Genomic DNA, 13683 nt, shown 5'->3' with positions numbered 1-13683 from the left:
AGTGAAAATAAAAATTTATATGGGGAAAATTGAAAATGAACACCGATGGCAACAAACCTTTTGTAAATCCGATAGAGGCAATTGAAGAATATTTAGATAGAAGCGACTGGAGAGTCAACGCTAACGCTAACCAAGGATACTCACTTGGTGGATTAATGCTAAATACTTCTGGAAAAATGATAGCAAATTACTGGTTGTCTCATATTTATACACCTGAAGAAGGAATGGCTCACAGAAACGCTGATTACCATATACATGACTTGGATATGTTTGCAGGTTACTGTGCTGGCTGGTCGCTAAAAACTTTGTTACAACAAGGATTTAATGGAGTTTCTGGAGCGATTGCGGCTAATCCTCCAAAGCACTTATCATCTGCAGTTGGACAAATTGTCAATTTCTTAGGTACTTTGCAAAATGAATGGGCTGGTGCGCAAGCATTTTCTTCGTTTGACACATATATGGCACCATATATTAGGCTAGATAATCTTGGATATAAAGAAGTTTTACAAGCAATACAAGAGTTGATTTACAATTTGAACGTTCCAAGCAGATGGGGAACTCAAACACCATTCACTAACTTGACTTTCGACTGGGTATGCCCTGAGGATTTGAAAGATGAAAAGCCGTTTATTGGCGGTAAGATGTGTGACTTTACCTATGGTGATCTCCAAGAAGAAATGGATATGATTAATAGGGCTTACATGGAAGTAATGACACAGGGAGACGCTGAGGGTAGAGTTTTTACATTCCCAATCCCTACATACAACATTACTAAAGACTTTAACTGGGAACATGAAAATACTGATTTGCTCTTTGAGATGACGGCAAAATACGGACTTCCATATTTCCAAAATTTCATTAACTCAGAGTTAGAACCAGGCATGATCCGTTCAATGTGTTGTCGTCTGCAACTAGATTTACGTGAATTGTTAAAACGTGGCAATGGACTATTTGGGTCAGCTGAACAAACAGGATCGGTTGGTGTCGTAACTGTAAATATGGCAAGACTCGGATATATTCACGCACATGACGAAAAAGCTTTAATTGAAAAACTTGACTATTTATTGGAATTAGCAAAAAGTACCTTAGAAAAGAAGCGTGTTGTAATTCAAGAACACATTGATAGTGGTCTATTCCCATTTACACAACGTTATTTAGGTACATTAGATAACCATTTTTCCACTATTGGTGTTAACGGCATGAATGAAATGGTACGTAACTTTACTTTGGGTGAATATGATATTACAGATGAATATGGTCATAAAATGTGTGTACGTATTCTAGATCATATACGTGAAAAAATGGTTGATTTCCAAGAAGAAACGGGGCACTTGTATAATTTAGAAGCAACCCCAGCTGAAGGTACTACTTACCGTTTTGCTAAGGAAGACAAGAAGAGGTTCCCTAACATTATTCAAGCAGGAACATCCGATCAACCATACTATACGAACTCCTCACAACTGCCAGTTGCTTTTACTCAAGATCCATTTGAGGCTTTAAGTAGACAAGAGGAACTACAGACGAAATACACAGGTGGCACAGTTTTGCATTTGTATATGGGTGAAAGAATCAGTGAAAGTGCGGTTTGTAAGGAAATTGTGAAAAGAGCTTTGACTAATTTCCGTATACCATATATCACTATTACTCCAACGTTTTCAGTGTGTCCTGTTCATGGATATTTGGCTGGTGAACATAAGACTTGTGCTAAATGTGCGGCAAATGATCCTAATAACGTTAGGGAGTGCGAAGTTTGGACGCGTGTTATGGGTTACTTCAGACCAGTATCTTCATTCAATATTGGTAAGAAGGGTGAATACGCCGAAAGACAAATGTTTGTTGAAGAAAAGGCTCGTGAAGCTTTGGTTAGTTAATGTCGATTGGGGTCAGTGTTTGGCCCCAATTCTTTGTTTTTACGTAGGTGTAAATAATAGATTATTTCAGTTTGTCTAAAGTTTAAACTCATTTTTTACTGTTCGAATAAGAATATTGTCATTATGAAGAAATTTTTATCAAGTAGTAATATATTTGTTAGAAAAGAGAGCGTGGTAGGTGTTGAGAATGCTGCAAATTCTACCAATTATATAGGTGATAAAGATTTGTTAAACTCTCTTTCTTTTAAAAGTTTAGGTGAAACTTCAAAAGTTTTATCAGAAGATACTGCGGGTATAGATAGCTCATATTCTTTATCTATAGCAGGTATGGTCCCTATGTCTACTGTTGATTGGCCAGGGAAAATATGTTGCACCTTGTTTTTACAGGGTTGCCCTTGGCGGTGTGTTTACTGTCATAATTTTGATATTTTGGACCCTAGAAAACCGGGGCAAATTCCCTTTGGTGATGTATTACAGTTGCTGGAAAAACGAAATGGTTTGCTTGATGGGGTAGTTTTTTCTGGCGGTGAGGCTACTAGACAAGAATCTTTGCTTTGCGCAATAAAAGAAGTAAAAAATATGGGCTTTAGTGTGGGGCTGCATACGGCTGGAGCTTATCCTAAAAAATTAGCAAAACTGGTTGAATATGTTGATTGGGTAGGGATAGATGTAAAAGCTTTGCCTCAGGATTATTCTGAGGTAGTAGGTAGAGCTAATGCTGGTTTGAAAGCTTATGAGAGTTTGAAAATTGTGTTAGATTCTAATGTTGATTACGAAGTTAGGCTGACAGTTTTTCCTAATTCTATTACTAGTTCTACAGCTTTTGATATAGCTAAAAAATGTTCAGAGATGGGTGTTAGAAACTTTGCTTTACAACAAGCCCGTCAAGAAGGGGCTCCTGAAGATTTTGTGGCAAGTGCTGTTGGTTGGGATGAAGAGTTTTTAGAGATAGGTAAGCAAGTTGAGAGTTTGCCGTTTGACGTTTTTCATTTACGTGCGAGTTAGTTGGGAAAGCTGGCTGAAACTTAACTTATGTTTAATGAATATGTGTTTATTTAGTTTTAAATTGTAAGTAGTTAAGTTTTTGGAAAATAACATTTTTGTGTGAGGTTATTTTAGGAAGTGTTCTATAATTAAAGTTATTGTGAAAATATGTTTCAAGGAGGAAATATGTTTGATAAAGATGTTGTAGAAAAAGTTGGCAAAAGAGTAGTTATATTTGGTGTTATCGCTTATTTATTACATTTTGCTTTTCAAATAGCAAGTCCATATATTATATCTTGGGCAGAATTTCAGACGGGTTCTTCAAAGCCTTTAGCTTTGGTCATCTCTTTCTTATCTGAACAATTAATGGGTTTGTTTAGCTTACAATTCGTCTCAATTTCTATCCTATTAGGCGTTGTGATAATAGCATTATCTAAGTCTATTAAGAGCTAAAATTTCGGATAATACTACCTTGCTTTATTGCTATGTTTCATGTGAAACACTGGGTTTTTAAACTTGTGTATAACTAAGTGTAGATATTTGTTGTATTTCTAAGGGTTTTTCATTTTGTTCTAAGTTATCCACATTTTTAAAAGTAATTTTTTATGTCTAAACTCATATTGTTAGAATAAAATACAAGTTAGTACACACGAAAATTTGGAGTTAAGTAAGGTAAAGGGTAGTTATGGAAAATCTTGAATTGTTTAGGCAATTAGGTAATAGATTAAGAGAACTGGAAATAAGCGACTTTCACTTTAAAAGTATTGTGGGTATGAATGCTTACAATCAGTATGTTCTAGAGAATCGTATTCCAGCTCTAATGAAATTGTCTGAAAATTCTTCTTCCGAAAATATCTTTTATAAGTTTTTCTTACTCGGTAAAGAAACTACTGCTAGTGAGTTACAGAATTTATTAGGTGAAACTATTTTTGTTGCTTTACTTGAACATAACTTTATAGAGTATTTTGATGTTTCAGATAAGAATCTAGATTTAGATGGTAATTTACAAGACAGTGTTTACTTTTCTCCAAAAATAAATATTAGTTGTTACAATCTTGAAAATAACAAAGATACAGTTCCAATTTATGTAATATCAGATTTAAAACGCATATCTACTAATAGCAATATTGATAACGAATATGTTATGAGTATAGGTGGAGCTAGTAAAAGTTTGGCGAAAATGATTATCAAAGATAACGCTTTTAGGCAGTATTTTGACGAAAATATAGATAACCCCACAGCAGTAGACATCGGATGTGGAAGCGGTATACAAGCATTGATACTGGCTAAGCTAGGTTATGAAACTTATGCTACGGATATTAGTGAAAAAGCACTAATGTATACGAATTATAATGCTGTTTTAAATGATGTTGAAATTACAACAATTTGCGGGTCTTTGTTTGAACCACTTGAGAACTTGGATTGTAAATTTGATTTAATAGTTTCTAATCCGCCTTTTGTAATAACTGCTGAGCAAGTGCGTAAAAATAATAAGTACACTTACCGTGACGGTGGAATGAAAAATGATGACTTATTAATGCACTTTATCAGTAATGTGTCAGCATTTCTAAAAGAAAAGGGTATAGCTACATTCTTGGGAAATTGGGAAGAAAGATATGATTTACCTAAGTTTGATGATAAACACGAAAATAAGCTACTAAAAGCTATACCTAATAATACAGATATATGGGTTATTAAACGTCAAGAACAAACACCTGAAGAATATGTTAAATTATGGATGGATGACGCTCAAAGTTTGAAAAATTCGAAAGAAGAATACGAAAATAAGTATTGTTTGTGGCTAGAAGATTTCAAAAATCGAAATATTGAGAATATATCTTTTGGGTATTTCATATTACAAAAATCTAAGGGCACTGAAACTGTTTGGAAAAAAATAGAGAATGGAATCCAATACTTACATCAGCCTACTGGTGAAGTAGTTCTAAAAACTCTGGTAGCAAAAGAAAATTTATTCAAAATAAGGAAAAACTCAAGCCGTGACATATTTGATTACAAATATCTAAGACCATCTCATGTTACGGAAGAAAGATATTATATTCCAGGGCAAAGTGACCCACATTCGATATACATGGTGCAAGGTGGAAGTCTAGGTAGGAAAAAACAGTTAACTTCTTTGGAAGCTGCATTTATTGGAGCTTGTGACGGAGAATTAACTGCAAGCCAAATATGTGAAGCAATAGCGTATCTATTAGTTACACAAAATAATAATGAGAGTGATGATAGTCAATTCAATGCAGATACAGAAAAAGAAAATATCCTTAATGGAATAATAGAAGAAATAGCAAACTTCATAGAGACTTCACTAATAGAAGGATTTTTAGAAGTTATTTAAATAGTAATAGTTTTTCAATAACTTTAATTTTGTGTTATAAAGAAAGATATACGCATAAATATTGTTTATAGCAAAGTATGTTGTATTTACTTCACGCAAAAACATAAATAACATACAATAAACTTGGAACAAATTGAGAAACATAAACGGGTGGTAGAATTGTCCGAAACAAAATTGGTCATAGTAGAGTCTCCTGCTAAAGCTCGCACAATATCGTCATACTTAGGTGCAGAGTACAGAGTCGAAGCTTCTATCGGACATATACGAGACTTACCACAGCCATCTTCATTACCTGATGAGATGAAAAAAGGTCCATACGGAAAATTTGCTGTTAACATTGAAACTTTTGAACCCTATTATGTTGTAGATTCGGATAAGAAAAAGAAAGTTGCAGAGCTTAAAAAAGCTTTGAAAGAAGCCAAAGAACTATATCTGGCAACTGATGAGGACCGTGAAGGTGAAGCAATTGCTTGGCACTTATTAGAAGTGCTGAAACCTAAAATTCCTGTTTACCGAATGGTATTTCACGAAATTACAAAAGAAGCTATAGCTTATGCTTTAGAAAATACTCGACAAATTAATGAGAACTTAGTTGATGCTCAAGAAACGCGTAGAATTTTAGATCGTCTAGTAGGGTATGAAGTTTCCCCTCTGCTTTGGCGAAAAATTAAACCAGGAATGTCAGCAGGCCGTGTGCAATCAGTTGCAACACGTTTAATTGTTGAACGTGAACGTGAACGTATGGTTTTCAAACCAATGAATTATTCCGGTATTGAGATAAGTTTTGAAAATAACAACATTGGTTTTAAAACTAAACTAGTAAAAGTAAATGAACAGAAGATAGCTACAGGTCGTGATTTTACCGATCAAGGTACTTTGACTAGTGCTGCTGAGAAAAATAATGTTCTAGTATTAAATCAAGAGCAAGCTGAAGATTTAGCTGAACAGCTAAAAAATAAGCCTACTAAAGTCGAAGATATAGAGACTAAACCATACACTAGACACCCAGCTGCTCCATTTACCACATCGACTTTACAACAAGAAGCTTCACGTAAACTGCATATGAACTCACGAGAAGCAATGCGAGTAGCGCAGTCGCTATACGAAAATGGTTACATTACCTATATGCGTACTGATTCAACAGCTTTATCGGAGCAGGCTGTTAAGGCTGCAAGAATACAAGCAAAAGAGTTGTATGGATCTGAAAACGTTTCAAAAACTCCAAGAGTATATACTAAAAAAACTAAAGGAGCTCAAGAGGCTCACGAGGCTATACGTCCAGCTGGTGAATATTTCAGAACTCCACAAGAACTAGAAGGTGTACTAGAGAAACAACAGTATGCCCTATATGATTTAATTTGGAAGCGAACAATAGCTTCACAAATGGTAGATGTAAAAGGTACTACTAATACCTTGGTATTATCGACTGATGTTGCTGATAAACAATGTATATCTACAGTTTCAGGTACTGTTATACACCAAAAAGGCTTCTTGAATGCTTATGAAGAAGGCAAAGATGCAGCAAGATATGGATCTGACAATGATCTAAGTGAGTTGCCTGCATTAAATATCAATGATGTCTTGGAGATACTTGATGTAAACGTATTAACGCACACTACAACTCCAGCACCAAGATACACAGAAGCTTCACTAGTTAAAACTTTAGAAGAACATGGAATTGGTCGTCCATCAACATATGCTTCAATCATTTCCGTAATCATAGACAGAGGTTACGTTTTCAAAAAAGCTCAGGCTTTAGTTCCTAGCTGGTTGGCTTTTTCAGTAGTTAAACTTCTTGAAGAGAATCTTGCCGAAATGGTCGATTATGATTTCACTGCACAAATGGAAAATGATTTAGATAAAATCGCGCAAGGTGAACAAATTGGAACATCATGGCTGAAAGACTTCTATTATGGCGATGGTAGTAAGCATGGTTTACATACCAGTGTTGAAAATCTAGGTGACATTGACGCTAGAGAAATAAATACTGTAAAAATAAGTAGTGATATAGAATTGCGTGTCGGTCGTTTCGGTCCATATATTCAAGAAGTAAACAACGAAGAAAAACGAGCATCTGTACCTGAAAATATTGCTCCAGATGAACTTACCGAAGAAAAAGCTAAAGAACTATTTGAAATGTCAGCGCAAGATGGCAAAACATTAGGTGTTGACCCAGAAACTAATCTGGAAATTATAGCTAAAAATGGTCGTTTCGGTGCTTACGTTACGGAAGTATTGCCAGAAGAAAGTAAAGAAAAACCACGCATAGCATCATTATTCAAGAGCATGACTTTAGATACTATTACTTTAGAACAAGCTGTGAATTTGCTAAAACTACCAAGAGAAATAGGGGTAAGGGATTCTGATAAGGAAGTAATTACTGCTCAAAATGGTCGTTTTGGTCCGTACATTAAATGTGGATCTGATACTCGTACTCTAGAAACTGAAGAGCAAATATTTACTCTTACTCTAGAGGAAGCTTTAACTTTGCTAGAACAACCTAAGGTTTCAAAGAGAAGAACAAGTGTCTCAGTATTAAAAGAATTAGGAACAGATCCTGCTAGTGAAAAACCTGTTAAAATCAAAGATGGTCGTTTTGGCCCATACATTACCGATGGAACTACAAATGTTACTGTGCCTAAGACAGAAACAATAGAAGGTATAACTCCAGAACGCGCTTATGAGTTGTTAGCTGATAAAAGAGCTAAAGGGACAGTGAAGAAAAAAGCAACTAGGGCAACTAAAGCTAAGTCGACTAAGACAGCAAAAACAGCCAAGACAACGAAAACGGCGAAAACATCTAAGAAAACAACAGCTAAAAAATAAATTGCAAATTATTAGAAAATTCGCGGACGAAAGATAATCTGGTGAATGAGCAGGAAAATAAATTTTCTTCTCTTTTTATAGTTATAGAGGGAGGAGATGGGGCAGGTAAGACCACTCAAGCGGAATTGTTGAAAAATTGGTTAACAAAACAAGGACGTGACGTAGTACTAACCAGAGAACCTGGAGGCACACAACTAGGTGCTCAGATACGTGAAATTATATTACATGGCGAGTATATAAATCCAAAGACAGAAGCATTACTATATGCGGCGGATAGAGCACATCATGTAAACACAAAAATAAGGCCAGCTTTAGAAAATGGTCAGATTGTAATATCTGATAGATATATTGATTCCTCAATTGCTTATCAAGGATATGGTAGAAACCTACGTGAACGAGTAATAGAAGATTTAAATGTATGGGCAACTGATAATTTAAAACCTGACTTAGTAATAGTTTTAGATATTATTCCAGAAGAAAATATGATTAAAGGTAAAAAGGATAATATAGAAAACCAACCTATAGAATTTCACAAGCAAGTTAGAAACTTTTTCATAAGAAAAGCTAAAAATAGTTCAAACTATGTAGTAATTGACGCTAAAGATACAATTGAATCTATACACGCAAAAATAATATCAATAGTACAAGAGCGACTAAAATGAGTATTTGGGACAATCTTATAGATCAAGACAATGCAGTAAATATTCTTAGAAAAGCTGTAAAATCAGCCAATAGTAATAACCCTGAAGCTGTGCAATCGATGACACATGCATGGCTGATAACAGGACCTCCGGGGTCTGGCAGATCCAATGCTGCGAAATACTTTGCTTGTGCTTTGCAGTGTGAAAATCCGCAAATGAACAACCAAAATCAAGAGTTAGAATATGGTTGCGGGGAATGTAAAGCGTGTATTTCGGTGCTGAAAAATACACATCCAGACGTTACACAAATGGCTACTGAAAAAGTAATTATTAATAGGGAAGAGGTCCAAGAACTTGTATCTATAGCATCTCAAGCTCCAATCCAAGGTAGATGGAGAATTATAATAGTTGAAGATGCTGATAGAATGACTGAAATTACATCAAATGTCCTACTGAAATCTATAGAAGAACCTCCGGCTAAAACAGTGTGGATTTTATGCTCACCAACCCCAAACGATGTAATAGTAACTATTCGATCTAGGTGTAGAAACCTGAATTTAAAAACTCCAAGTGTTGAAGCTGTTACTAAATTCTTATGTGAAAAAGACTCGATAGATTACGACATAGCAAAACAAGCTGTTATATGTGCACAATCACACATAGGAATGGCAAGATACCTCGCTAAAAATCCTCAAGCTCGAGCTAATAGGAGAGAACTAATTATTTCTCCAATCAAAGTTCGAAATGTGGTGGATGCTGTATTTATAGCTGCAGATTTGCTTGAATTAGCCACAAAAGACGCTAACGAAAGAAATGAAGAAAGAAACATAGCTGAAAAAACAGCTTTACTGAAAGCTATGGGCCTTGAAGATGGAGAAAAAGTTCCACTAAAGCTTAATGCTCAGATTAAACAGCTAGAAGAAGAACAAAAGCGTCGTATGACTAGATCTATAAGAGATAATTTAGATAGGATTTTTATAGATTTACTAGGTCTGTACCGTGATGTATTAGTATGTCAGCTTAAATCAAATGTAAATATAATAAATATTGATTTAAAAGTGGATATTGAAAGCATTGCAGCCGAAAGTAGTTTTGAGCAAACGCTTGCGCGTATGGAAAGTATCTCGAAAGCCAGACTTAGACTACAGTCTAATGTTAGCCCGCTTTTAGTTATAGAATCATTAGTAGTTTCTTTGAGACCACAAGCATTTGAAGAATAAACTAACTATAACTTTTACTGACTTTGCTTTGAAGATTTATGAGATTTTTACGATTATCTAATATTTTAAAGCTTACTTTACGAGTAGATACATAAGGAATCTGTTAAATAACGTAATTGCATAAATTAGCTGTTTCTATATGATGGTAAAACAAAATTTGTTTTGTTATACATAGACTAATTAAACGAACAGGTTAGGTAACCGTATTTTATAGTACTGCCAAACTACTACCAGCAGTTATTGTTACTACTACTATATTTGCTGTTGAGGAGAAAATATAGTAGTTACCTTAGTGCTACTGTTTTATAAGACTTTTAAAAATTCGCATAATTTTGATAAAATTTTAGCATGGCTAATACAGTATCACCCGCAAGAGGAATGCGTGATATTCTTCCTCAAGAACAAGCAAAACGCGAATATGTATTAAATATAATCAAAAATACATATAAGAAATTTGGATTCGATGAGATTGAAACACCTGCAGTTGAAATAATTACTCGTTTAAAGTCAAATCAAGGTGGCGACAATGAGTCAATGCTATTTGAAATCATGAAGCGAGGTCTTGATAAGGACGCAGATATAAGAGTTTCAGAAGCTGCAGATTTAGGTTTAAGGTACGACTTAACTTTGCCTTTGAGCCGTTTTTATAGTTCACATGCTAGTGAATTGCCGAAAGTTTTTAGAGTATTACAAACTGGCCCTGTTTGGCGTGCTGAGCGTCCACAAAAAGGTAGGTATCGTCAATTCCGTCAATGTGATATTGATATTTTAGGTGAAGAGTCTGTTCTTGCTGAGATTGAACTGATAATTGCAACTTTGTCTGCTTTTAAAGCTTTGAAAATGGAAAACAAAGTTACTTTGCATTTGAATGACAGACGCATACTTCGTGACCTATTGCTTGCATTTGATGTTGAAGAACAAAAGTGTGGCGATGTTTTAATTAGCCTAGATAAATGGGATAAGATTGGTAGGGATGGCGTTTCTGAAGAAATAGTTTCTAAAGAGCTACTTTCTCAAACTCAGTGTACGCTTTTAGTAGATGCTGTAGAAGAGCTAAGAAATACTACAAACATTGTTGGTAAAGATGAAATTACCTTTAACGGTAAGAGTATAAACTTATATGATTTACCAAAAATTGTAGAGACAGTAAATGAAGTTTTACCGCAAGCTAAAATTGTTTTTGATATTAGTTTAGTACGCGGTATGGGATATTACACAGGTCCAATTTTTGAGGTAGTACATGACGATTTTTCTTCATCAGTAGCTGGTGGAGGTCGCTACGATAAAATGATTGGAAAATGGCTAGGAAAAGATGTTCCAGCTTGTGGTTTTTCAATAGGATTTGAAAGAATCATCGATTTAGTTGATTTAAACGATGAGTCAGCTGAAAAATGTGCAGTCTTGTATAGCGACAATATTTCTTATAAAGATATGTTTAAAATTCGTGAAATTGTTATGCAAGATAGTATTATTCCTGTATTTGTTAAACCGCCTAGAAAATTGAACGCTAATTTCTTTGAACGTTTGACATCTGAAGGGTGTAAATTGGTTTTAGATATCCGTGAATTTGATTTTACAGATTCAGATTCTGTTGGAAAAATCTCTTTCAAAGAACTATCTAGGTAACATATGTATATTAAATGGGGGAGTTAGATTACACTTCCCCATTTTTTGTTAATTTTCATTGATTAAATCAAGAATTGTGATTACCTTGTTTATGTAAGGTTATTAGTTAATTCGAATTTATAAAAAAGCATTTTTACTTTGTATATAGGACTACTTGATATAAAATTAGGTTAACCTTATTTAGTTACGCAGTTTTGTGTAGAGACGCACAGAAAGATAAGAATATGAGCATTCCAAAGAGAGTGTCCGCAGTAACAGCAGTGTTGGGCCTAGTATTTAGCTTAATAGGATTTACAGCCCTATCTACTGCAAATGCTACCGGCACAGAAACAATTAAAGTCACTTCAGGTGATTTAAAATGGGGATTTATCCAAAGATGGCGTAGCCACATGGAGATGCCTATTATGGGAGCACCAGGCGTTACAACAGGACATAATGGTGTGTCCGTGGACCCTAATGCTGATACTCGTAAAGCACCTGATTATGGATATGGTTGGCATACTGATGCTGCAACAACTATCAATCCAAATGCAGCAAACTCAATTGCTTTCCCAGGTGGATTGCAGTATCAAAAGTACAAGATTCCTCCAAGCACAGATTACTTGGTAGACTCAACAATCAATAACTTACGTTTACGTATTGATAACCCTACAAGCGCAACATTAGTGGCTGATCTCACATACCGTAAGGGTGCATCAATGGATAACCCAATGGCACTAGTTCCAATCACTACAACACAAAATGTTGAAATTGCAACTGTAGATTTGTCAGCAAGCCCAATTGATTACACAGCTTCAACAATAACAGTAACTAATGCTCCTACAACCATCACAGAAGCAGGTGCTGATATTGTTGGTGGTCGCACAGTATATGGTAATAAACCAGGTGACCCTGTCTCATTTACACTAGAATTGCAAAAAACTATTTCGGTCACTCCTGATGATTCTCAGCCAGCAACTCCTACATTACAAATTGATAAGAAATCATACAAAGCTAGTGAGAATATTACAACAACACTTGAAAATCTTGTAGCTAATAAAGAAGTTGATTTATTCCTTGATTCATTATCAACAAAGATGGGTAGTGTTGCTGTAGGAGCTGATGGTAGGGCTACATTTACTGCCCCATTACCATCAAGTTTGTCTGCAGGTAAGCATAAAGTATTAGTAGCTTATAAAGGTGAAACTAAGACTGTTGCTGAAGCTGAATTCGATGTTGTTGCTTCGACAGTGCAACCACCAAAGCCTCCAGCACCTCCAACACCTGGACGCCCAGAAATAGCTCCAGCACCTGCAGCACCTGAAAAGCCTCAACAGTCAGACGAACCACGCTGTGTCGCTGACCCACAGGTACGTGGTGTTGTAAATGGTGGATTGAACTGGACATTCAGTCGTTCATTCTACAGCTATATTCTTTCAAGCATTGGAAGTAGTGGTCGTGGAGTAATTACACCACGCGCAGGTGCTACCTTGAATAACGGCACTTTCATATATCCAGCAACCCATCCAGGTTCAATGATAAATGTTGGTAAGAAGACAGGTCGTATAAACTTCGGTGGTAACTTCAACTTCTACAAGCACAGTGGTGTCTTGAACTTGACATTGTCTAACCCAACTTTAGTAGTTACAAGCCCAACTACTGGTTATCTAGAGCTATCAGTTTCCTCAACTGATATGACAGGAAAACCAGTTATTCCAGGTCGCATTCGTTTTGCTGACGTAACTTTCGCTAATGCAAACTTTACTAAAGATAGTTTTAATGCAACAACTTCTTCAGTTGTACTAACTGAACAAGGTGCTAAAGCATTTGCTGGTTTCTATAAAGCTGGTAAACAACTAGATAACCTAACAGTAAATGTTAAACTAAGCGATAAAGTTACTTGTTATGATGCAAATGGTAACCCAGTACTATCTTCAACAGGTGCAAATGGTGAATACGCACTAACAACAATAGCTTTGCTATCACTAATTGGTGTATTCGGTATAACCATTTCTCGTAAGATGGCTAAATAATTAAATTGGTCTTACGAGTAAAATCTCGTAAGACCAATTTTTATGCTTAAACAGTAATAATAAATATTGTTTGATGGATCATAACTTACTGGCTTATAAATAGTTACGTAAAATCGTTTTATATGACTAATAAATTTATATACCAGGGTA

9 protein-coding genes are annotated in these 13683 nt (G+C 35.3%); all 9 read left to right on the top strand.

Going from position 1 to position 13683, the window contains the following annotated elements:
• Positions 1-35 precede the first annotated feature (35 nt).
• The 9 genes from HCQ94_RS05910 to HCQ94_RS05870 all read left to right on the top strand — a co-directional run bounded on the left by HCQ94_RS05910 (position 36) and on the right by HCQ94_RS05870 (position 13533).
• On the top strand, positions 36-1871 hold the full coding sequence (locus HCQ94_RS05910) for a ribonucleoside triphosphate reductase (RefSeq protein ID WP_166978305.1): 1836 nt from the start codon (positions 36-38) through the stop codon (positions 1869-1871).
• Positions 1872-1994: 123 nt separating this feature from the next.
• The gene (locus HCQ94_RS05905) at positions 1995-2876 is read left to right on the top strand and encodes an anaerobic ribonucleoside-triphosphate reductase activating protein (protein ID WP_232525722.1); all 882 of its coding nucleotides are present in this window, start codon (positions 1995-1997) and stop codon (positions 2874-2876) included.
• 165 nt (positions 2877-3041) lie between these two features.
• The gene (locus tag HCQ94_RS05900; RefSeq protein ID WP_166982612.1) at positions 3042-3308 is read left to right on the top strand and encodes a hypothetical protein; all 267 of its coding nucleotides are present in this window, start codon (positions 3042-3044) and stop codon (positions 3306-3308) included.
• A 232-nt stretch (positions 3309-3540) separates the two neighbouring features.
• A complete protein-coding gene (locus tag HCQ94_RS05895; RefSeq protein ID WP_166982610.1) occupies positions 3541-5208 on the top strand; it encodes a methyltransferase in 1668 nt (555 codons plus the stop codon).
• Positions 5209-5367: 159 nt separating this feature from the next.
• A complete protein-coding gene (gene topA, locus HCQ94_RS05890; RefSeq protein ID WP_166982608.1) occupies positions 5368-8034 on the top strand; it encodes a type I DNA topoisomerase in 2667 nt (888 codons plus the stop codon).
• 41 nt (positions 8035-8075) lie between these two features.
• A complete protein-coding gene (gene tmk / locus HCQ94_RS05885; RefSeq protein WP_166978313.1) occupies positions 8076-8696 on the top strand; it encodes a dTMP kinase in 621 nt (206 codons plus the stop codon).
• Positions 8693-9895, top strand: coding sequence for a DNA polymerase III subunit delta' (locus HCQ94_RS05880; protein WP_166982607.1), 1203 nt, complete (start codon positions 8693-8695; stop codon positions 9893-9895). Before tmk ends, HCQ94_RS05880 begins: the two co-directional genes overlap by 4 nt.
• Before the next feature lie 348 nt (positions 9896-10243).
• Positions 10244-11521, top strand: coding sequence for a histidine--tRNA ligase (locus HCQ94_RS05875; RefSeq protein ID WP_166978317.1), 1278 nt, complete (start codon positions 10244-10246; stop codon positions 11519-11521).
• A gap of 224 nt (positions 11522-11745) precedes the next feature.
• Positions 11746-13533, top strand: a complete 1788-nt coding sequence (locus HCQ94_RS05870) for an HtaA domain-containing protein (RefSeq protein WP_166982604.1) — start codon at positions 11746-11748, stop codon at positions 13531-13533.
• Positions 13534-13683: the final 150 nt, after the last annotated feature.

Origin of the sequence: Actinomyces sp. zg-332 (assembly GCF_011751945.2) — a bacterium.
GTDB lineage: Bacteria > Actinomycetota > Actinomycetes > Actinomycetales > Actinomycetaceae > ZJ293.
The sequence above is the reverse complement of the archived record's forward strand: the minus strand, read 5'-3'. Positions and strand labels throughout refer to the sequence as shown.